This is a genomic window from Allobosea sp. NPDC055594 (genome assembly GCF_053618995.1).
In genome coordinates this window covers 462154-483363 of the sequence record NZ_JBSHIO010000001.1, presented here as the reverse complement: position 1 = coordinate 483363, position 21210 = coordinate 462154, and the positions used below count along the sequence as shown (strand labels likewise).

The 21210-nt window shown below is 66.9% G+C and carries 21 protein-coding genes and 1 tRNA gene; 8 read left to right on the top strand and 14 right to left on the bottom strand.

Annotated elements, in window-relative coordinates:
* Positions 1-3 precede the first annotated feature (3 nt).
* Both ACWGRX_RS02265 and ACWGRX_RS02260 read right to left on the bottom strand, forming a co-directional pair.
* Positions 4-927 (bottom strand): NAD(P)-dependent oxidoreductase, encoded by a 924-nt coding sequence (locus ACWGRX_RS02265; RefSeq protein ID WP_452116251.1) that lies wholly within the window; start codon positions 925-927, stop codon positions 4-6.
* Positions 924-1703 (bottom strand): RraA family protein, encoded by a 780-nt coding sequence (locus ACWGRX_RS02260; protein ID WP_452116250.1) that lies wholly within the window; start codon positions 1701-1703, stop codon positions 924-926. Before ACWGRX_RS02260 ends, ACWGRX_RS02265 begins: the two co-directional genes overlap by 4 nt.
* 266 nt (positions 1704-1969) lie before the next feature.
* On the opposite strand from ACWGRX_RS02260, the gene ACWGRX_RS02255 reads away from it, so the two are divergent.
* Positions 1970-2896, top strand: coding sequence for a LysR family transcriptional regulator (locus ACWGRX_RS02255; protein WP_291642602.1), 927 nt, complete (start codon positions 1970-1972; stop codon positions 2894-2896).
* 10 nt (positions 2897-2906) lie between these two features.
* Here ACWGRX_RS02255 and ACWGRX_RS02250 read toward each other — a convergent pair whose 3' ends face one another.
* From ACWGRX_RS02250 to ACWGRX_RS02230, 5 genes are all read right to left on the bottom strand, one after another.
* Positions 2907-3590, bottom strand: coding sequence for an RraA family protein (locus tag ACWGRX_RS02250; protein WP_452116249.1), 684 nt, complete (start codon positions 3588-3590; stop codon positions 2907-2909).
* 77 nt (positions 3591-3667) lie between these two features.
* Positions 3668-4642: a Bug family tripartite tricarboxylate transporter substrate binding protein gene (locus tag ACWGRX_RS02245; RefSeq protein ID WP_452116248.1), complete on the bottom strand. Its 975-nt coding sequence runs from the start codon at positions 4640-4642 to the stop codon at positions 3668-3670.
* 56 nt (positions 4643-4698) lie between these two features.
* Positions 4699-5604: an ABC transporter permease gene (locus tag ACWGRX_RS02240; protein WP_291645399.1), complete on the bottom strand. Its 906-nt coding sequence runs from the start codon at positions 5602-5604 to the stop codon at positions 4699-4701.
* An 8-nt stretch (positions 5605-5612) separates the two neighbouring features.
* Positions 5613-6437: an ABC transporter ATP-binding protein gene (locus ACWGRX_RS02235; protein WP_452116247.1), complete on the bottom strand. Its 825-nt coding sequence runs from the start codon at positions 6435-6437 to the stop codon at positions 5613-5615.
* Between the two features lie 4 nt (positions 6438-6441).
* Positions 6442-7446, bottom strand: a complete 1005-nt coding sequence (locus ACWGRX_RS02230; protein ID WP_452116246.1) for an ABC transporter substrate-binding protein — start codon at positions 7444-7446, stop codon at positions 6442-6444.
* A 387-nt stretch (positions 7447-7833) separates the two neighbouring features.
* On the opposite strand from ACWGRX_RS02230, the gene ACWGRX_RS02225 reads away from it, so the two are divergent.
* Positions 7834-8145, top strand: a complete 312-nt coding sequence (locus ACWGRX_RS02225) for a hypothetical protein (RefSeq protein WP_452116245.1) — start codon at positions 7834-7836, stop codon at positions 8143-8145.
* A gap of 213 nt (positions 8146-8358) precedes the next feature.
* On the opposite strand, the gene ACWGRX_RS02220 is transcribed toward ACWGRX_RS02225, so the two are convergent.
* From ACWGRX_RS02220 to ACWGRX_RS02190, 7 genes are all read right to left on the bottom strand, one after another.
* Positions 8359-9156, bottom strand: coding sequence for an MBL fold metallo-hydrolase (locus tag ACWGRX_RS02220; protein WP_452116244.1), 798 nt, complete (start codon positions 9154-9156; stop codon positions 8359-8361).
* A 17-nt stretch (positions 9157-9173) separates the two neighbouring features.
* A complete protein-coding gene (locus ACWGRX_RS02215; RefSeq protein ID WP_452116243.1) occupies positions 9174-9974 on the bottom strand; it encodes a TatD family hydrolase in 801 nt (266 codons plus the stop codon).
* Positions 9974-11533 carry a methionine--tRNA ligase gene (metG, locus tag ACWGRX_RS02210; protein ID WP_452116242.1) on the bottom strand — a complete coding sequence of 520 codons (1560 nt, stop codon included), beginning with the start codon at positions 11531-11533 and terminating at the stop codon, positions 9974-9976. The genes ACWGRX_RS02215 and metG overlap by 1 nt, the downstream gene beginning before the upstream one ends.
* A 23-nt stretch (positions 11534-11556) precedes the next feature.
* The gene (locus tag ACWGRX_RS02205; protein ID WP_452116241.1) at positions 11557-12627 is read right to left on the bottom strand and encodes a DNA polymerase III subunit delta'; all 1071 of its coding nucleotides are present in this window, start codon (positions 12625-12627) and stop codon (positions 11557-11559) included.
* The gene (tmk, locus tag ACWGRX_RS02200; RefSeq protein ID WP_452116240.1) at positions 12624-13310 is read right to left on the bottom strand and encodes a dTMP kinase; all 687 of its coding nucleotides are present in this window, start codon (positions 13308-13310) and stop codon (positions 12624-12626) included. Before tmk ends, ACWGRX_RS02205 begins: the two co-directional genes overlap by 4 nt.
* An 8-nt stretch (positions 13311-13318) precedes the next feature.
* The gene (locus ACWGRX_RS02195; protein WP_452116239.1) at positions 13319-14512 is read right to left on the bottom strand and encodes a D-alanyl-D-alanine carboxypeptidase family protein; all 1194 of its coding nucleotides are present in this window, start codon (positions 14510-14512) and stop codon (positions 13319-13321) included.
* A 66-nt stretch (positions 14513-14578) separates the two neighbouring features.
* On the bottom strand, positions 14579-15733 hold the full coding sequence (locus tag ACWGRX_RS02190) for a septal ring lytic transglycosylase RlpA family protein (RefSeq protein ID WP_452116238.1): 1155 nt from the start codon (positions 15731-15733) through the stop codon (positions 14579-14581).
* Positions 15734-16141: 408 nt separating this feature from the next.
* Between ACWGRX_RS02190 and ACWGRX_RS02185 the strand changes: the two genes are divergently transcribed.
* The 6 genes from ACWGRX_RS02185 (at position 16142) to kdpB (ending at position 21191) form a co-directional block, all read left to right on the top strand.
* Positions 16142-16231 (top strand) — tRNA-Ser (locus tag ACWGRX_RS02185).
* Positions 16232-16270: 39 nt separating this feature from the next.
* Positions 16271-16705, top strand: a complete 435-nt coding sequence (locus ACWGRX_RS02180) for an acyl-CoA thioesterase (RefSeq protein WP_452116237.1) — start codon at positions 16271-16273, stop codon at positions 16703-16705.
* Positions 16706-16846: 141 nt separating this feature from the next.
* Positions 16847-17008 (top strand): hypothetical protein, encoded by a 162-nt coding sequence (locus tag ACWGRX_RS02175; RefSeq protein ID WP_291641876.1) that lies wholly within the window; start codon positions 16847-16849, stop codon positions 17006-17008.
* A gap of 304 nt (positions 17009-17312) precedes the next feature.
* On the top strand, positions 17313-17399 hold the full coding sequence (gene kdpF / locus ACWGRX_RS02170; RefSeq protein ID WP_365879107.1) for a K(+)-transporting ATPase subunit F: 87 nt from the start codon (positions 17313-17315) through the stop codon (positions 17397-17399).
* Between the two features lie 25 nt (positions 17400-17424).
* Positions 17425-19134 carry a potassium-transporting ATPase subunit KdpA gene (gene kdpA, locus ACWGRX_RS02165; RefSeq protein WP_452116236.1) on the top strand — a complete coding sequence of 570 codons (1710 nt, stop codon included), beginning with the start codon at positions 17425-17427 and terminating at the stop codon, positions 19132-19134.
* Positions 19135-19154: 20 nt separating this feature from the next.
* Positions 19155-21191 carry a potassium-transporting ATPase subunit KdpB gene (kdpB, locus tag ACWGRX_RS02160; RefSeq protein ID WP_452116235.1) on the top strand — a complete coding sequence of 679 codons (2037 nt, stop codon included), beginning with the start codon at positions 19155-19157 and terminating at the stop codon, positions 21189-21191.
* The last annotated feature ends 19 nt before the right edge of the window (positions 21192-21210 follow it).

The window sequence follows — 21210 nt, the reverse complement described above, 5'->3', positions numbered from 1 at the left end:
ACGTCAGGACTTGGCGGGGCGAGGCGCGGCAGCGAGGGCCGCGTCGAGAATGGTGAGCGCGGCGTCGAGCGAGGGCGGCTGACTGCCGCCACCGGCCGCGACGACGCCGCTGGCAGCGCTGCGCTCCATCAATTGGACGATGGCGTCGGTCATCAGCGGATCGAGGCCGGTCTCGGCGACGGCGGCGCGTGACATGCGCATCTCGTCGGCGCGGCGGCCGGCATGCGGAACATGCGAGCGCACCAGCATCGCGGCGGTGTCGAGGGCAGGGCGGGCATCGAGGAAGGCGCAGAAGCTCTGCAGCACCTCCGCCTCGACGCCCATGCGCCGCGCCGCGATCAGGGCCTCGACATAGAGCGCCTCCAGCCCCTTGGCGAGGACGCTGCGGACGATCTTGATGCCGGCAGCCGCGCCGAAGCGCTCGCCGACCGGTGAGATGTCCATGCCATAGGGCGCAAAGCGCTCGACGAACTGGTTGACCTCGGGCCCGGCCGCGACGATCGGCACGCGATTTCGCGAGGTCGGGGCGGAGCCGAGGATCGCGGCATCGACGAAGCGGCGCCCGGCGGCGGCGACATAGGCGCCGACCGCCGCCTTGTCGGTCGGCCCGAGCGAGGTCAGGTCGACATAGAGCGCATCGGGACTGACATGGCTCGCGCAGCTCTGGGCGACCGCCATCGAGGCCGAGGGCTGGACCAGCACGAACACGGTCTCGGCGCCGGAAAGTCCCTCGGGGCCATCGAGAAGCGTGACCCCGGCCTGCTCGGCCCGCTCGCGGATCCGTGTCCGGAACGGCTCCCGGTCGGCGGCGACATCGAAGGCGGCCATGCCGTCGAAACCCGCCTCGCGCAGTCCGCTGGCGATCGAGAAGGCCGCCTCGCCGAAGCCGACGAAGGCGAGCCGAAACCTGGGTGCTGAGGCGCTCACCATTTCTCGGGCGCCACGATCGCGGCCGTCTCGGCGGCCGACGCGCCGGTGCTGATCGCGTCGATCAGCGTCTTCTCCTTGGCGGCGACCTCCTCGGCCCGCGCTAGCACCTCGGCGGCGATGGAAAGCGGCACGACGATGACGCCGTCGGAATCGCCGAGCATCAGGTCGCCCGGCCGGATCTGGACGCCGGCGATCTCGACGATGCCGTTGAACTCCAGCAGTTCGAAACGGTGCTTGCCGGTGCGCGGCGTCGCCCCACGCGCCCAGACCGGCAGGCCCATGCGGCGCATTGCGTCGGTATCGCGCACGCAGCCGTCGACGACGACGCCGGCAAAGCCGTGCGCGGCGACGGCTGTCGCCATGATGCCGCCGATATTGGAAGCCGCCGGGCAGGCGCTGCCGTCGATCACCATCACGTCGCCGCGCTGCGACAGCGTCACCGCGTCGAGCGCACCGAGGCGAGGGGAGGTCTTGTTGGCGATGTTGTAGCCGCTGGTCAGCCGGGCGGCGCCGTGCTTGACCGTGACGGCGGGGCCGACCATGCGCTGGCCCGGCGCGATCGGCGGCAGGGCCGTCGTCGGGATCGCCGAGTCGACGCCGTACTCGTCGAGGATGTCGGCGATGGCGGAGGTCAGGTCGGGCAGTTGCCGGAAGCGCGCCACCAGATCCGCCGACGGACGCTCGAATGCGACGGCGCGGATCCGCTCGACCGGGATCGTTCCGAGGAGCCGGCCCTCATAGGCGGCGAGCTGTTTTTCGATGCTGGTTGTCATGCCGCTGAACGCGCCTCGTACCGATTGCTCGATTCAATGGCATGCGCTTCGCATGCCATAAAGCGAATTAAATTCAGTTTCATCGATCGCAAAATCGCATCATTCATGCTCGGCCTTCCTGAGTGGCAAGAGTCGGTGTTTCTCGTATTTGTCTCGCCAGGATCGGCAATTCTCAGCTGGATCGATCCAGATCGAAAAAGCGACCAAATTTGACTTGAGTGATTGCTTTTTCTATTCGGTCGATGGACCGGCGAAAGGGGCCAGCCATGTTGACCTTCAAGCAGATCGAAGCCGCCTACTGGATCAGCAAGCTCGGCAGCTTCCATGCCGCGGCGAAACGGCTCAACACGACCCAGTCGACCGTCTCCAAGCGCATCGCCGAGCTCGAGAAATACCTCTCGATCGAGATCTTCGACCGCAGCAACAAGACGACGCAGCTCACCATCAAGGGGCGCGAGCTGATCGACGATTTCGTCCAGATGCTCGATCTGCAGCAGAACGTCGTGCGCCGCGTCGGCAGTGACGTCTCCTATGCCGGGCGCTTCCGCTTCGGCGTGACCGAGATGGTCGCCCTGACCTGGCTCCCGGCCCTGATCGCCGGCATCAAGCAGCTCTATCCGGACATCATCCTCGAACCGAAGATCGATCTGACCGTCAATCTGCGCCAGCAGATGGTCACGCATCGGCTCGACATGATCATCTGCCCGGCGCCAAAGACCGACAACAGCTTCCCGACGGTGCCGCTCGACTTCCTGGAATCGGAGTGGATGTGCAGCCCCTCGCTGGTGGGAGCGAAGGGCGTCGTGCCGATCGAGCGCCTGATGGAGCTGCCGCTGCTGACCTATGCCGAGGGCTCGCTGCTGCATCTCAACCTGCTGCAGGCGCTGGCGGCGATCGACATCAAGCCGCAGAACACCATCACCTGCAACAGCATGATCGCGCTGGCGGAAATGGCGAGCGCCGGGCTCGGCATCACCTATCTGCCGACCGGCTACTTTTCCGCCTATCGCCAGGAGGGCTATCTCAGGCCAGTGCGGACCAATCTCGTCCTGCCGCCGCTCGAATACCTCGCCGTTCATCGCAACGACGCCGTCAGCCGCAGGATCGCGCAGCTGGCGCGCGAGACCTGCGATTTCGGGATCCCGCGCTGGCGCCGGCCGGAGGAGGCCAGCGCGGCCCGCGAGGCGTCCTGAGCGGGCATGCTCAGCGCACCTTGTATTTGCGCACCGCATCCTGGAGCGTCGCGCCGGTGCGCATGAAGCCCTGCATCTCCTCCTCGACCTCGACGAGCTCATGTGCCTTGGCGGCGATCGCGCCGGCCTGGGCCGGGTCGATGACGATGACGCCATCGGCATCGCCGACGATGATGTCGCCGGGGCGGATCAGCACGCCGGCGCAGATCACCGGCTCGTTGCGGATCGCGGTCGCAAAGCGGAAGTGACCGGCGCGCGGCGAGGTGCCTTGCGCGAAGATCGTCATGCCGAGCGGACCCATCTCTTCGAGATCGCGGATCGCGCCGTCGGTGATCAGGCCGAGCGCCCCGACCGCGGCCGCCCGCGTCGCCATGTTGCCACCCCAGTTGGCATGGGTGGCGATGCCCTGCGTCGCGATCACCATGATCGAGCCGGGACCACAGCTGTCGATCACCTCCTGGATCGCCAGCGAGAATTCGGGCTTGATCTCTTGCTGGCCGCCATTGGAGGGCAGGGGGACGCGCCCGATCGTCCGGGCGCGTCCGAGAATGCGCTTGCCGACGAGCAGGCGCACGGACGGGCCGAGCGCCGTATCCTTGAGCCCGAGCGCGAACATCGCGTCGGACAGGGTCGAGACCTGCAGGTGCTCGAACTGGGAGAGCTCGGGATCGTTGGCGGGGGTGGCTGAGGACATGATCGTCTCCTGGGCATCGGAGCCCGGCCGGCTCCGGGGCGGGCATTCGGTGAAGGGGTGGGGCCGTCTCGGCCGGACTATTGCGGCTTGAGGCCGGCGGTTTCGGCGGCCGCCTTCCATTTGATCAGCTCGGAGCCGACGCGCTTGCGCAGCGCCTCCGGCGTGTCGGGCGCGGGCAGGAAGCCGATCTCATAGAGGCGCGCACGCAGGGCAGGGCTCGCCACGGCGTCGCTGAAGGCCTTGCCGAGTTTCTCGACGATCGGCTTCGGGGTTCCGGCCGGCGCGAAGACGCCGCTCCAGGAATAGGCTTCGACCGGGGTGCCGGCCTCCGCCATGGTCGGCAGGTCCGGCGCGTTCGCGGCGCGTGTCCCGGCGGCGATCGCCAGGCGGCGCAAGCTGCCATCGGCGATATAGGGCTCGGTCGCGGCGAAGGTGTCGAACATGAAGGTCAGCCGGCCGCCAAGCAATTCGGTGATCGCTGGCGCCGAGCCGCGGAAGGGCACATGGGCGGCCTCGACCCCGGCTGCCGTCTTGAACAGCTCGCCGGCGAGGTGGAGCGGTCCGCCGACGCCGGAGGAGCCATAATTGATCTTGCCGGGATTGGCCTTGAGATAAGCGACCAGCTCGGCCACGGTCTTCGCCGGCACATCGCGGTTCACCACCAGCACGAGCGGCACCTCGGCCAGCATCGCGACGGGCTCGAAGCTCGTCTGCGCGTCGAAGCCCAGCGACTTGTAGAGCGCCTGGTTCATGCCGTGGGTCGCAGCCGTGCCGAGCAGCAGCGTATAGCCATCCGGGGTCGCACGCGCGACGGCGCTCGCCGCGATATTGCCGGCGCCGCCGACGCGGTTGTCGATCACCAGCGATTGCTTGATCGCCTCCGAAACGCCCGGCGAGATCAGGCGCATGAAGATGTCCTGGCCACCACCGGCGGCGAAGGGCACGAGAATGGTGACGGGGCGGGCAGGGTAGTCCTGCGCCAGTGCCGGCGAATGCCCCAGTGCCGCGCAGGCGGCAGCGGCCATGCCGCCGAGGAAGGTTCTGCGGTCCACGATATCGGTCCTTTTCGAGCGTTGGACGGGGGGCGGCATCAGGTGCCGCCGCCGGATCAGTTCTGCATGCCCCAGCGCCGGATCGTGGCCGCCTCGATGCTCCGGAAGACCACCCCCTCGACGATCAGTCCGATGACGATCACCGTGAAGAGTCCGGCGAAGACATGCGCGGTTTCGAGCGCGTTGCGGTTCTGGAAAATGTACCAGCCGAGACCGGCCGAGCTGCCCGAGACGCCGAAGACCAGTTCGGCCGCGATCAGCGTGCGCCAGGCGAAGGCCCAGCCGATCTTGAGCCCGGCCAGGATCGAGGGAAACGCCGCCGGGATCAGGATGGAGAGCACCATGCGCAGGCCACCCAGCCCGTAATTGCGGCCGACCATGCGCTGCGTCTGACTCACCGAAAGGAAGCCGGTGAAGGCGTTGAGCGAGACCGCCCACAAGACCGAATGCACGATCACGAAGATCAGGCTCTCCAGGCCGAGGCCGAACCAGAGCAGCGCCAGCGGCAGGATCGCGATCGCCGGCAGCGGGTTGAACATCGCCGTCAGCGTCGCCAACAGGTCGGTGCCGATCCGCGTCGAGATCGCGATGGTCGTGAGCACGGCGGCGAGCAGCACGGCCGTGCCATAGCCGATCAGCAGCACGCGCACCGAATTGCCGACCGCCGAAAGCAGGACACCGCTCGACATGTCGGTCGTCCAGGCAACCAGCGTGTCGCTCAGCGAGGGAAACATCAGCGGGTTGTCGGCGAAGCGCGCATAGACCTCCCAGAGGATGCCGAGCGCGATCAGCACCATACCCCGACGCAGCGGCGTATGCGCCATGGCACGCTGCCAGAGCCCGACATCGCGGACGATCTCGCCGATAGCCGCGGCGTCGAGCGTCTGGTGCTCGATGCTCGGGCGTGCCGGCAGTTCCTTGAAGCGCGTCCGGCCGCGCATTGCGTGAATCGCCTCAGCCATCGACCTGCCTATCCATGTGCGATCTTCTCCTCGCCGAAGAGCATGCCGTTGATCTTGCGATTGAAGGCCATGAACTCCTCGCTGCCGGCGTCCTCCTGCTTGAAGGGCGTGGCATCGAGTTCGGCGCGGATCTGGCCGGGGTGAGGGGTCATCACCACGATCCGGCTGCCGATCACGATCGCCTCCTGGATCGAGTGCGTGACGAAGACCAGGGTGAAGCGGATCTCGTTCCAGAGCTCGAGCAGCTCATCCTGCATGCGCCGGCGCGTCAGCGCGTCGAGCGCCGCGAACGGCTCGTCCATCAGCAGGATCTCGGGCTCCATGGCGAGTGCCCGGGCGATGGCGACGCGCTGCTTCATGCCGCCCGATAGGGTGTGGGGGTGGCTGTCGGCGAATTTGGCGAGCCCGACCTTCTCGACCGCGCGCATGGCCCGGTCTCGCCATTCCGAGCGCGGAAAGCGCCCGGTCTTGCGCATCGGGAACATCACATTGCCGAGCACGGTCTGCCAGGGCAGGAGCTGGTCGAACTCCTGGAAGACCATCATCCGGTCGGCCGCCGGGCCGGTGATGCGCTTGCCGGCGAGGCTGATCTCGCCCTCGACCGGCGACAGGAAGCCGCCAATGCCCTTGAGCAGCGTCGATTTCCCGCAGCCGGACGGGCCGAGCAGGATGAAGCGGTCCTGCCGCTGCACGTCGAAGGAGACGCGGTAGGTCGCCGTGACGATCTGGCGGCGCGTCTGGTACTGGAGCGTCACGTCACGGACGCTCAGCAGGGGCGTCGCCGCCTGCTGAGCCGGCGCTTCCATCGGCTCGCGCATCATAGCAAGAGCCATCGCACTAGCTGCCGGAGCCCTGGTTGACGGGCGGGAAGAACACGTCCTGCCACTTGGCCGGCGCGGCTTTCAATTGCCCGAGCTTCACCATGAAATTGGCCGTGTCGATGATGCCGTTCGGCACGGTCGTGTATTCGTTCTTGTTGTTCTCGATGACCTTGAGCATCTCCTCGGCCGAAAGCTTGCTCGGCTCGGCGGCGGTGTAGATCTTGGCTGTTTCGGCGACCTCGCTCTGGATGAAGCGCCCAGCCTCGTCGAGCGCCGCGACCACTGCGGAAGACAGCTCCTTGTTCTCCTCGACGAACTTCCTGAGCACGCCGACCACGCCATTGGTCATGTTCGGCGGATTGTACTCCGTCGTCCGGCCGATGACGTGGACGTTCGGCTGCTGCGCCAGGAACTCGGCGAAGGGCGACAGCGCGAAATAGACCTGGACCGTATTGCCGGTGGTCAGCGCCGCGACCGCATCCGGATGGGGCAGGGAGACGATCTGCTTGTCGAAGCGCAGCGCCTCGCCTGGGCCGAAGATCTTCTCGGCGGCACGGCGCAGGATCAGCGCCTGCGAGCTCGTCGGGCCCGGCGTCGCGATCTTGTCGGTCGGGCGGATGTCCTTCAGCGACTTGATCGCCGGGTCGTTGGCGAAGATCGTGTAGACGCCCTTCCAATAGGCGCTGAGCCCGCCGAGATCGTAGGCGCGCCGGGTCTTCTCATGGGCGATCAGCAGGCCGAGCGTACCGAGCGCGCCGACCTGGATGTTGCCGCTGATCAGCCCCTCGGTGATCGCTGTCGGACCGCTCAGGCGCACGAAGTTGATCTTGGGATCGCGCACGCCCGCCTTCTCGGCCGCCTTGGTGAACAGGCCCTGCCGCTCGGCAACGATAAAATTCAGATAGGGCAGGCCATATTGGATCGCAAAAGTGATCGGCTTGGTTTGCGCCCAGACGGCCGGCGCGGGCAGGGCCAGCGTGGCCGCCGTTCCCGCTAACAGCTTGCGGCGATTAAGATTCATGACGTTTCAATCCCCATTGAGAAGGTCGATCTGTGCCGACTACTTAGATGGGGCTTTGCCCCTGGGACCAGCCTAAAACTGGAGAGCATGAAGTAAAGAGAACAATGTTCAGCTACGACAATCGCTTTTTGGAATTATCATCTACGCAGCGGGACAACTGGAGAGCATTGCTCTCGCGCCGTTTGGGCGATCATTGCGTCGGCCGCCGCCGGCCGCTCGAAAACGCCGAGTCGCCGGTGTTCGGCTCTGGCCGGGACCGAAGCGTGCCGGGAGTGGCAGCCGAGCAGCGCGTCAGCGAAAGACAACCCAAGATGGAATCGAGCTGTATCTGGACAGTTTCGATACGTGCGTTAAGCTGACCAAAGGGAAGGAATGAAAGGGCGGCAGATGATCAAGCTCAAGGACCCCGAGGGGAACGAGCGCGAATTCGATCCCGGCAGGATCGTACTGATCTTCTATTCGAAGTTTCTCAGCCCACCGAAGGCCAAGGGCAATACGGTCTACGATGGGGCAATTCGCAGCTTGCTCGCCAAGCCGGACGAAATCGTCGCGGCCGTCGGCAGCCATGCCAAGCTGATCCAATTGACCTTACCCGAAGGCGGGCTGGCTTCGGCCAAAGGTCCCGCCTGGTTCAATGTCGCGATGATCGACACCGTCACGCAAGGCAAGGCCGGCGCTGTCGTGAAGATGAAGCCCTAGCGCGGCGTGGTGCTCGTCAAGGAGAGCAAGCAGCAGGTGCTCGATCGCATCGAAGCTGCCGGCTGATGCGCGCTGCGGCTGGATGGAGCAGCCGGACATTCCCCAGTTTGTCAGCCTGCACCTCAATAGCCACGATTCGCATAAGACATATTATGGAACTTAAATCTGACCCATGGAGCTGCAGACGGCCGGTGCTTCCATGAAGCCGCCTCGTCAAACCGTCAGGGTCATGCCGTCATAGGCAGGTTCGACATTCGCCGGCAAACGCTTGGAAAGGCGTACATAATCGAAGTCGACATGCAGGTTGGTCAACACCGTCCGCCGCGGTGCCAGCGTCTCGATAGCACCGAGCGCCTGCTCCAGATTGAAATGGCTCGGATGCGGCGCATCGCGCAGGCAGTCGAGGATCAGCAGGTCCAGCCCGGCCATTGCCGCCATGGCCTCAGGCGGGATCGCGCTGACATCCGGCGCGTAGCCGATGCCGCCGAAGCGGAAGCCGAGCGCGTCGTAGCCCGGGCCGTGCTCGAGCCGGAACGGCAAGGCCTCGATCGCGCCGCCTGGCCCGTCGACGACCTGGATCTCGCCGGCCGTGAGCGGAGCCAGATCGAGGATCGGCGGATAGAGGCTGCCCGGCGGCGTCTCGAACAGATAGGCGAACCGTGAGCGCAGCGTCGCGCCGGTCACCGCGTCGGCATGGACCGGAATGCGCTTGCGCATGTGCAGGACGAGTGCCCTGAGATCGTCGATGCCATGCGTGTGGTCGGCATGGTCATGGCTGAACAGCACGGTATCGAGCCGGGTTACGCCGGCGTCGATCAGCTGCTCGCGCAGATCCGGCGTGGTGTCGACCAGCACGCTCGTCGTGCCTCCGGCGCCTTGGCGCTCGACCAGCACCGAGCAGCGCCGGCGGCGATTCTTCGGATTGGCGGGGTCACAGGCACCCCAGCCGGAGCCCGGCCTGGGCACGCCGCCGGAGGAACCGCAGCCGAGGATCGTGACCTTCAGGCTCATGCGGACACCAACCCGGATCAGCCGACCTGCGCCGGGCGCGTGGCGTGGTCCATCTTCCAGTAGCAGCGGCGCGCATTTTCCGTGGTGATGCGCGCGATCTCGTCGAAGGAGACGCCTTTCACATCAGCCAAAACCTTTGCAGTCTCAACGACATAGGATGGCTCGTTGCGCTTGCCGCGATAGGGTGTCGGGGCGAGGTAGGGCGCATCGGTCTCGACCAGCAGGCGTTCCAGCGGGATCTCGCGGGCGATGGCCCGCAGCGCCTCGGAGGTCTTGAAGGTCAGGATGCCGGAGAAGGAGACGTAGAGGCCGAGCTCAACGCCGGTCCGCGCCAGCATCTCGCCGGCGGTGAAGCAGTGCAGGATGGCGGGGAAGGCGCCCTTCCCCATCTCCTCGCGCAGGATCGCCGCCATGTCCTCGTCCGCCTCGCGCGAATGGATGACGAGCGGCAGCTGCGTCTCCCGGGCCGCGGCGATATGGGTCAGCAGGCCCTGCTTCTGCGCCTCGCGCGGGCTCTTGTCGTAATGGTAGTCGAGTCCGGCCTCGCCGATGGCGACGCAGCGCGGATGCCGCGACAGCTCGACCAGTTGCGCGGCCGTGACGTCGAGTTCCTCATGAGCGCCATGCGGATGCGTGCCGATGGTGCACCAGACCGAAGGGAAACGTTCGGCCAGCGCGGCATAGGCCGCAAAGCGCGCGACCCGCGTCGAGATCGTCACCATCCGGCTGACGCCGGCAGCCTCCGCCCGGCCGACATAGGCCTCGATATCCCCGGCGAAATCGGGGAAATCGAGGTGGCAATGCGTGTCGATCAGCATCAGGAGGCCGGAGCCTCCTCAGGCTCGACATAGCGCGGGAAGACCGCGCTCGGTGCCGGCAGCACCGTGCCCGAGGTCAGGCGCCCAGCCTCGCCGAGCGTGGCGAAGCTGCGCGTTTCGTCCGGGATCGCCAGCAGGTCGAGCAGTTTCGCCATGGCTTGTGGCATGACCGGCTGGGTGAGGAGCGCGACCTGGCGGATCGTCTCGATCGTGACGTAGAGCACGGTATCGCGCCGGGCCGGGTCGCTCTTGGAGAGCTTCCACGGCTCATTATTGGCGAAATAGCGATTGGCCTCGGCGACCACGGCCCAGATGTCGGCCAGCACGACATGCAGGGCGAAATCCTCCATGGCGGCGCGCGTCTTCGCCAGCAGCCCGTCGGCCTGCGCCAGCATGGCGAGGTCGGCCTCGGTCAGCGCGCCGGCCGGTGGCACTCTGCCCTCACAGTTCTTGGCGATCATCGACAGCGAGCGCTGCGCCAGATTGCCGAGATCGTTGGCGAGGTCGGCATTGATCCGCCCGACGATCGCCTCGTGGCTGTAGTTGCCGTCCTGGCCGAAGGAGACCTCGCGCAGGAAGAAATAGCGCAGCTGGTCGACGCCATAGGCATTCGCCAACCCGAACGGGTCGACGACGTTGCCTAGCGACTTCGACATCTTGGTGCCCTTGTTCAGCAGGAAGCCGTGGCCGAAGACGCGCTTCGGCAGCGGCAACCCCGCCGACATCAGGAAGGCCGGCCAATACACCGTGTGGAAGCGCACGATGTCCTTGCCGATGATGTGGACATCGGCCGGCCAGTAGTGCCAGCGCGGGTTGCTCTCGTCGGGAAAGCCGCAGCCCGTGAGGTAGTTGTTGAGCGCGTCGACCCAGACATACATCACATGCTTCGGGTCGCCCGGGACGGCCAAGCCCCAGTCGAAGGTGGTGCGGCTGATCGAGAGATCCTCGAGTCCGCTCTGGACGAAGGAGACCACTTCGTTGCGTCGCGTCTCGGGTGAGACGAAGTCCGGCACATCCCGATAGAGCGCGAGCAGCTTGTCCTGATAGGCTTTGAGGCGGAAGAAATAGCTCTCCTCCTCGACCCATTCGACCGGCGTGCCCTGCCCGCCCAGGCGCGTGCCATCGGGCTGGAGGGTCGTCTCCTCCTCGCCATAGAAGGCCTCGTCCCGGACCGAATACCAGCCGGAATATTTGGCGAGATAGATGTCGCCATTGGCCTCCATCCGGCGCCAGAGCTCCTGCGTCGAAGGCAGGTGGTCGGCATCGGTGGTGCGGATGAAGCGGTCGAAGGAGCAGCCCAGCTGCTGCTCCATCTCCTTGAAGCGCGCGGCGAAGCCGTCGACGAAGTCCTGCGGCGAAAGGCCGTTCTGCGCGGCGGTACGCTGCACCTTCTGGCCGTGCTCGTCAGTGCCGGTCATGGCGAAGACGTCGTAGCCGTCGAGGCGCTTGAAGCGGGCGATCGCATCCGCAGCCACCATCTCATAGGCGTGGCCGATATGCGGCGGGCCGTTGGTGTAGTGGATCGCGGTCGTCAGGTAGAACTTCGGGGCCGAGGCCATGGTCTGTCCGCTGCTGTCTCGTTTCACGCCGCGCGCGATCGCGCTACCGCCTCGGACAGATCGTGAAACAGCGACATGACGAGGGGGCGTCGGTCGAGATTATAGGTTTCCACCTCCCGGGCCGAGCGCGCAAGTCTCTCCCACACCTCCGCCAGGGGTGCAAGCCGTGCCGGCCCGGCCGCGGCATGCGCATGGAGATGGGCGCTGAGCCAGCCCTGGATGGTCTCGATCATCACCGCGAACTCGGCCTCTCCGGCCTTGCCCGCCACATCCTCTCCAAGAGCCAGCAGGGCCGGAAGATCAACGCCCGGCAGCGCGTCGAGCCGCGCCCTCACCGCTTCGACCAGAGCCAGCGTCGCCGGGTCGACATAGCTGAGCGCCCGCTTCACCGAGCCTTCGGAGAGTGCCGCCGCCCTTTGGAGCGCGGAGCCGTCATAAGGCAGGCCCATCCGCTCGAGCGCGATCCGGCCGGCCTCGGCGACATCGCCCTCGGACAGAGGCTCGAAGCCGAGCAGCCGGCAGCGCGAGCGGATTGTCGGCAGGATCCGGCCCGGCGCATGCGCGACGATCAGGAAGAGTGTGCGGGCCGGCGGCTCCTCGAGCAGCTTGAGCAGGGCATTGCCGGCCGAGCGGTCGAGCTCCTCGCTGGAATCGACGATGCAGACGCGCCAGCCGCCCTCCCCGGCGCTGGAGCCGAAGCGCTCGAGCACGCGGCGGACCAGATCGACCGGGATGTTGCTGGTGAAGCTCTTGCCGTCGGGCTTCGGGATCCGGCGCAGCAGATGCAGGTCTGGATGCGATAGCGCCATGATCTTGCGCGTCGCACCATCATCGGCGGGCATGGAAAGATCGCCTGCGGCGCTGGCGCGGCGCATCGGATCCCCCTCCGCCAGCAGAAAGCGCGCGACGCGATAGGCGAAGCTCGCCTTGCCGATGCCCTCCGGCCCACCCAGCAGCCAGGCATGGTGCAGCCTGCCGGAGCGCAAGGCCGCGTGAAAGGCCTGCTCCTGGCGTTCATGGCCGATCAGCGCCAGCGTTTCGCGCGGATGCGGCGCATTGGGCAGGCGGTCGGGTTCATTGCTCGATTCGATCATGCCGGCGCAATCTGCGGTAGTCGCAGCCGGCTGGCCAGCGCCTGCCAGGCCTGCTCAGCCAATTGCTCTGGAGACCGGCTGGCGTCGAGCACGACGCAGCGGCCGGGCTCGGCCGCTGCGATGTCGAGGAAGGCCTGGCGCAGCCGGCGATGGAAGACGAGCGTCTCGCCCTCGAAGCGATCGACCGCCTCGCCCGGCAGCCGGCGGCTCGCGGCACGGGCCAGCCCGATCTCGGGCGCGAGGTCGAGGATGAGGGTCAGCTCCGGCTTCAACCCGGCAATGGCGACCGTCTCCAGTGCCGCGATCTTCTCGGGGCCGATCGCGCCCAATGCACCCTGATAGACCCGCGTCGAGTCGATGAAGCGGTCGCATATCACCCAGGCTCCGCGCGCCAGCGCCGGCTTGATGCGCCGGTCGACATGGTCGATGCGGGCGGCGGAGAACATCAGCGCCTCGGCGAAGGCGCCATAGGGCTTGATCTGTCCGGCGAGCAGCGCGTTCCGGATCCGCTCGGCTTTCGGCGAGCCGCCGGGTTCGCGCGTCAGCTCGACGGTGAGGCCGAGCGCGCCGAGCCGGGCGGCCAGCGCCTTCGCCAGCGTTGACTTTCCGGCACCCTCCCCGCCCTCCAGCGTGATGAAGTGGCCGGCTTCCGGCGCCGCCGCGCTGGTGTTCTGCTTGGTCATCGCCGCGCTCAGCTCCGCCCGAGCGCCTTGCGGATCCAGCCGGTCGAGACCTCGAACAGGGCATCGAGCGCGCGCTGCTGCAGGCTGCCGACCTTTACGGCCTCGGCCGTGTAGAGCGGGATGTCGAGCGTCTTGACCTCGCCGCGCGTCACCAGGAGCCGCGCCACCTGGGCGCCCTCCTCCACCGGTGCCTGCAAGGGGCCGCGATAGACGATACGGGCGTTGAGGCGTTCATTGCTGCCCCGCGGCACCAAAAGGTTGATCGGCCCTCTGGCCTTGAGGGCGACGCGTCCCTTGTCGCCGCCATAGACGCTGGCTTCGCCGACTGTTTCGTTCGCAGCGAAGACCTGGCGCTGCTCGAAGGAGCGGAAGCCCCATTCGAGCAGCTTGCGCCCCTCGCTCGCCCGGTCGCGGGCGTTCTTCAGCCCGGCGACCACGACGATCAGGCGCTGGTCCTTCTGTACCGCCGAGCCGACCAGCCCATAGCCGGAATCGTCGACATTGCCGGTCTTGAGGCCATCCGCGCCGATATCCATCGCAAGCAAGGGATTGCGGTTCTGCTGCTTGATCTTGTTCCAGGTGAACTCGCGCTGGCCGAAGATCTTGTAGAGATCGGGATAGGTCTTGATCAGATGATCGGAGAGGCGTGCCAGCTCGCGGGCCGTGACCTTCTGCTCGGGGTCGGCCATGCCGGTTGCATTGCGGAACACGGACTTGCCCAAGCCGAGCGCCCGGACCCGCTCCGTCATCAACCGCGCGAAGTTCGCCTCGGTGCCGGCAACCGCTTCGGCCAGGGCGATGGCGGCGTCGTTGCCGGATTGGACGATCAGGCCTTGCAGGATATCGCCGAGCTTCACCCGGCTGTTGACGAGCGCGAACATGGTCGAGCCGCCCGAGACGCCCCCGCCCTTGCGCCAGGCGTTCTCCGAGATCGAGATCTCGGTATCGAGGGTCATCCTGCCCTGCTCGATCTCCTGGAAGGCGACCAGCGCCGTCGCGATCTTCGCGAGGCTCGCCGGCACCATCAGTTCGTCGGCAGCTTTTTCGTAGAGAATGGCGCCGCTGCCGGAATCGAGCAGCACGGCATGGGGCGCGGCAGATTGGAAACTCTGGGCGCCGGCGCCGGGAATGGCCGCGAGCAGAAACACCAAAGCACCGAGCGAGCGCCCGCCACGCGCCAGGAAACGGCCGAACACCAGCATAGAACGACCTCGCGCCATCTCTCGATCAGATGATGGCGCCGTACGGGCGGTCAAGCCCGGCGTGGATCAATTCCGCGCAAGCGGCTGGAGAATCTGCGGCTTGACACCCGAGGCCAGCGGGTGGCCGGCGGCGAAGCGCGCCGACGGCGCCTTTTCCGGGGCGGCGAAGAGGCTGGCGACGCTGGTCCGCGGTGTCGCCGAGGCGGAGGTCATGACGGCCGGCCGTAGAACCGGGACGGGCTTGCTGGCGTTGGCGATGGTGTCGAGATCGAACGGGCGCTCGGGCGGCAGCCTGACACCGCGCATCGGAACGCCGTCGCCGGCGGTGCTGACGGTCGAGACCTGGATCGGGCTCTGGAGCGGCGCGCGCTGCGGTTGCTCGGCATAGGCCTGAACCACAGGCTGCGAGACTGGCGCCGCCCGGACGGGAACCGGAGCCGGCTGCGGGCGTTGATCTTCCGAATCGGAGCCGGGGTCGACCTGCATATTGCCGGCGATGAGGCTGCGCGAGCTCTGGCCGGGGATCGAGGCCGGCTGGCCATCGGTACGAAGCGATGCGAGCAGCAGCTTGTCGTCGGAGCCGCCGAGCGAGGCTTGGCCGAGATACTCGACCTTGACGCGCGCCGTGCCGAGATGGCGGAAGGCGAGCGCGTCGGCCGTGCGTTGCGACACGTCCATGAGGCGGCCGCCATGGAACGGACCGCGGTCGTTGACGCGTACGATGATCGAGCGATTATTGGCCACGTTGGTCACGCGGGCATAGGCCGGCAGCGGCATGGTCGGATGCGCGGCGCTGATGGCGTGGCGGTCATAGATTTCGCCATTGGCGGTGCGGCGGCCGTGGAAGGCCTCGCCATACCAGGAGGCGGTGCCGACCAGCGTATGGCCGACCGGCTTGTTGTAAGGCGTGTAGCGCTTGCCGGCGACGGTATAGCTGCGGCCGATCAGCTGGCGCCCACCGCCCTTCGGGACCGGCTGTCCTTCCTGGACGACGCGGGCGCTGGCGGGGCCGTATTTCGAGGACGGGAAGGCGCCGATCTCCTTCGACTTGCCGCGGCGGGCGACGCCGTCATTGGCGCAATTGGCAAGGAAGACGCCGGCCACCATGACGCAGCCGAGGCGGGCAGCTGTCTTGATCAAGGGGGTGCGGGAACGGGAGTCGTCGCAGGCTTCATTGGCGCTGGCTGCCACCGGTGCCGAAGAGCTCGCGCGTCCCATCATGCCCAAATTCCTGCGGTTCGCCAAAACAGCACTGCGCTCGCCGCGAAATCGCAGCGATACCCCAGCTTTCGGCCGATTCAATTAAGGGATCGTTAAGGCGGCGAAGCGCGCAGGCGACACCGTTAACAAAAGCCCAGCTGCCCCCTTTGGGCGGGCACAAAGGTGTCGGAAATGCGGCAGCTGTCAAGCCGCCTCCATCTCTCCGCCATTTTTCGGGCCGGCGTGGCCTCGATGCAACGACGCTCTCGACGCGGCCCCCAAACGAGCGCGCGGCGTCGTGAGATTGCGCAAGCTACTGACAGGCATGGTTTTTCGAGCCGGCTGCCGTTCCGGAGCGCGCCCTTTCAGCGGCGCAGGGCCGCAGGGCGCTTGCAAAACGTCGCAACCGGCGGCAATGACGGTCACACCGGAAGGGTGGCCGAGTGGTTTAAGGCAGCGGTCTTGAAAACCGCCGTGGGTGGAAGCCCACCGTGGGTTCGAATCCCACCCCTTCCGCCAGCGCCGGCGGCAAGCTTCCGGCCGCGACCGGAGGCCGCCTTGTCTGTCGAAATCCCCCTCGCCGAGTATCCGCTCCGAACCCGTGACAAGCTTCGCTACGGCGATACGGACCGGCAGGGGCACGTCAACAACGCGGTATTCTCGACCCTGTTCGAAACGGGCCGCGTCGAGCTGATCTACGATCCGGAACATCCTTTGGCCGAGCCCGGAACGGCCTTCGTCATCGCCCGGCTGGAAGTCGATTTCCGGGCGGAACTGCTCTGGCCCGGCGAGGTCGAGAGTGGGCTGCGTGTCGCTTCGGTCGGCCGCAGCTCGGTTCGGCTCGAGCAGGCGATCTTTCAGGCCGGGCGCTGCGCGGCGAGCGCGGTCACGGTGATCGTCCTGGTGGACGAAACGACACGAAAGTCGCGCCCCTTCTCCGACGCTGTGCGCGAGCGGCTGCTCGGGCTGATGCCAAATGCCCCAGCGCCCTGACATCAGTCACGCGCAGTCCGAGACATCACAGATCCTGCTGTCAGGCGGGAGCTTGATCAATACAAATTGCTCGACACCTTATCGAGTGGAAGGAACCGAATCGCCCTCGCCGCGTTCGAAGCCAAAATGCGGGAGGACATCATGAGCAGCCTTGTTGCGGTCTCGGCGCTGTTCCTGGCCGGCGGCCTTTCAACCGTGACCATGGGGGCCGTGCCCCTGCAGGGTATTCTCAACGAGCTCTTCTGGGCCGGCCTCGCGATTTCGGCCTTCATCACCACGGCCGGTCTCGAAGCGTCGAGCTGAGCCGCCTCCAAAAGCGCTCCTCTTGACCGAATCTGACCGCCTGCCTGTTCGGCGTGACTCCTGCACGCCGCGCAGCCGGGCTCCTTTGGCTCTCGGCAGACTCTACGCGCGGCAGGTCTTTACGCGGCCCTTATGCCCCTCCCCGGCCTTCCCGCTCGAACGCTTACCCTGCCCGCCCCCACATCTCCGGTCTGAAACCAAGGCTGGAGACCGATATGGCCGACATCTTTTTCTTCGCGCTCGGGACCGGGGCCTTCGCGCTCTTCGGCCTCTATGCGGCGCTGCTGCGCAAGGTCTGAGGACCATGGCGCTCACCCTTCTCTACGCCGCGGCGGCCCTCGGGCTCGCGGTCTACATGGTCGCCGCGCTGCTGCGCCCCGACCGCTTCTGAACTCGAATAATAAAGGAGACCTCGCATGGATTGGCGGGGCTGGGCCGAGATCGTCTTTACGATCGCGTTGACGGTAGCCGTGGGCTGGCCACTCGGTATCTATATGGCGCGCGTCTGGACAGGCGAGCGCACCGTTCTCGATCCGGTGCTGAAGCCGGTCGAGGCCGGGTTCTACGCGGCGCTCGGCGTCGACCGGAACAAGGGGCATGGTTGGCTCGGCTATGCCGGCGCGGTGCTCGCCTTCAGCGCCGCAGGTTTCGCGCTGCTCTACGCTCTCCTGCGCTTGCAGGGGCAACTGCCGTTGAACCCACAGGGCTTCGACGGGCTGTCGCCGCATCTCGCCTTCAACACCGCCGTCAGCTTCGTCACCAATACGAACTGGCAATCCTATGGCGGCGAGACGACGGTCAGCAGCCTCAGCCAGATGCTGGGCCTCACCGTGCAGAACTTCGTCTCGGGCGCGGTCGGTCTCTCGGTGGCGGCGGCCATGGCACGCGCCTTTGCCGCCGACCGCGGCGAAACGCTCGGCAATTTCTGGGTCGATCTGACCCGCAGCACGCTCTACGTGCTGTTGCCGGTCTCGATCGTCACCGCGCTCGCACTCGTTGCCGCGGGCGTGCCGCAGAGCCTGCTCGCCAATGTCACGGCCAAGACGCTGGAGGGCGCCGACCAGATCATCGCGCTCTTCCCGGTCGCCAGCCAGGAGGCGATCAAGCAATGGGGCACCAATGGCGGCGGTCTGTTCAACGTCAACTCGGCGCATCCGTTCGAGAATCCGACGCCGCTGACCAATCTGATCGAGGTCGTCTCGCTGAATGCGATCGCCTTCGCCACCGTCGTCGCCTTCGGGCGTGTCGCCGGCGCCCGCAAGGAGGCGCGCGCGCTGATCGCGGCGATGGTGATCCTTCTCAGCCTCGGCGCTGCCGCGATCTATGCCGCGGAGACGCTGACGCCGCAGCCAGCCATGGTCGCAGCGGGCATCTCCGACGCGCCCGCCAATATGGAAGGCAAGGAAGTGCGCTTCGGCGCCGCCGCCTCGGCCGTGTGGGCCGCCCAGACCACGGGCACCGCGAACGGTTCGGTGAATTCGATGCACGCCTCCTACATGCCGCTCGGCGGCGGCGTCGCGATGTTCCTGATGCAGCTCGGCGAAATCGTGCCCGGCGGAGCCGGCTCGGGCCTCTACGGCATGGTGGTGATGGCTCTGCTCTCGGTCTTCGTCGCCGGGCTCATGGTCGGGCGCACCCCGGAATATCTCGGCAAGAAGGTCGAGGCGCGCGAGATCAAGTTCGCCATGCTGGCGGTGCTGATCCTGCCGCTCTCCATTCTCGGCTTCTCGGCGATCTCGGCCGTACTGCCGGTCGCGCTGGAAGGGCTGCTGAACAAGGGGCCGCGCGGGCTCACGGAGATCCTCTACGCCTATTCCTCGGCGACCGGGAACAACGGCTCGGCCTATGCGGGGCTGACCGCCAATGCGCCCTGGTGGAACACCACCCTCGGCATCGCCATGCTGCTCGGCCGCTTCGCCTACATGGTCCCGGTGATCGCCCTGGCGGGCGCCATAGCCGCCAAGCCGAAGCTCAAGCCGACAGCCGGGACGCTGCCGAGCGACAGCCCGCTCTTCGTCGGTCTGCTCATCGGAATCATCCTGATCCTGGGCGGCCTGCAATTTTTTCCCGCGCTCGCGCTCGGGCCGATCGTCGAGCACTTCCAGGTGCTTGCGGCCGCTCGCTGAGCCAACGAAAGAACGCACTCATGTCTTTCTCTCTCGTCAGATCCGGCGCCTTCGACCAGGCCGTGATCCTCGCAGCCCTGAAGAGCGCCTTCACCAAGCTCGACCCGCGCGCGCTCGCCGGCAATCCGGTGATCCTCGCCACCGAGGTCGTGGCCGTGCTGGCCACGGTCTCGGCCGTGGTCGCCATCGCCGGTGGTCAGCCCGCTGGCTTCGCCGTCCAGATCGCCGCCTGGCTCTGGCTGACCGTGGTCTTCGCCAATTTCGCCGAAGCGATCGCCGAGGGGCGCGGCAAGGCGGCGGCTGATGCGCTGCGCGCCACCCGCGTCACCACCAAGGCCAAGCTGATCATCGACGCCTCGCGCAACGCGATCATCCCGACGCCGGCGCATGAGCTCGCGCCGGATGATATCGTCCTGGTCGAGGCCGGCGACGTCATCCCGGCCGATGGCGAGATTGTCGAGGGCGTCGCCTCGGTCAACGAGGCCGCCATCACCGGCGAATCCGCCCCGGTAATCCGCGAGAGCGGCGGCGACCGCTCGGCCGTCACCGGCGGCACCACCGTGGTTTCGGACTGGATCAAGGTCCGGGTTACCTCGCGGCCGGGCTCGTCCTTCCTCGACCGGATGATCGCGATGGTCGAGGGCGCCGACCGGCGCAAGACTCCGAACGAGCTGGCGCTCGCCGTGCTGCTCGCCGGCCTGACCCTGGTCTTCCTGATCGCAGTGGTGACGCTGACCGGGCTCGGCGCCTTCTCCGGCGTCTCGCTCGACCCGATGGTGCTCGGTGCCCTCTTCGTCACCCTGATCCCGACCACCATAGGCGGCTTGCTCAGCGCCGTCGGCATCGCCGGCATGGACCGGCTGCTCAAGGTCAACGTGCTCGCCACCTCCGGCCGCGCCGTCGAGGCCGCCGGCGATGTCGATACGCTGCTGCTCGACAAGACCGGCACCATCACCTTCGGCAACCGCATGGCGGTGGAAGTCATTCCCGCTCCCGGCATGCGTCCGGAAGCGGCCCTGCACGCCGCCCTGATGGCCTCGCTAGCCGACGAGACGCCGGAAGGCCGCTCGATCGTCGACCTCGCCCGGAGTCTCGGCGTGACCGCCGAGATTCCGCACGGTGCCAACGCCATCCCGTTCAGCGCGACGACGCGTCAGTCCGGCCTCGATTCCGATGGCAAATCCTGGCGCAAGGGCGCGGTGGACGCGGTGATCCGGACGCTCGATCTCAGCGAGGCGCAGGTGCCGGCCGAGCTGCGCCAGGCGGTCGACGCCATCGCCCGCTCGGGCGGCACGCCGCTCGCGGTCAGCGAAAACGGCGCGCTCGCCGGAGTTATCCATCTCAAGGACGTTGTGAAGCCGGGCGTCAAGGAGCGCTTCGCCGATCTGCGTCGCATGGGCGTGCGCACCGTGATGATCACCGGCGACAACCCGGTCACCGCCGCGGCGATCGCGTCCGAGGCCGGCGTCGACGACTTCCTCGCCGAGGCCACACCCGAGGACAAGCTGCGCATTATCCGGGCCGAGCAGGCCAAGGGCCGCCTCGTCGCCATGTGCGGCGACGGCGCCAACGACGCCCCGGCGCTCGCCCAGGCCGATGTCGGCGTCGCCATGCAGACCGGTGCCCAGGCAGCGCGCGAGGCCGGCAACATGGTCGATCTCGACAGCGACCCCACCAAGGTCCTGGAAACCGTCGAGGTCGGCAAGCAGTTGCTGATCACGCGCGGCGCGCTCACCACCTTCTCGATCGCCAATGACGTCGCGAAGTATTTCGCCATCATCCCGGCGCTGTTCGTGGTCTCGCTGCCGGCTCTGGGGGCGCTCAATGTCATGGGCCTGTCGAGTCCGCAGAGCGCCATCCTCTCGGCGGTGATCTTCAACGCGCTCGTCATCGTCGCGCTGATCCCGCTGGCCCTGCGCGGCGTGCGCTACCGCGCGATCGGTGCGGCCAAGCTGCTCTCGCGCAACCTCACCCTCTACGGCATCGGCGGTCTGATCGCGCCCTTCGTCGGCATCAAGCTGATCGACATGCTCGTTTCAGCCCTCGGTCTGGCCTGAGCCGCGGAAAGGACAAGAG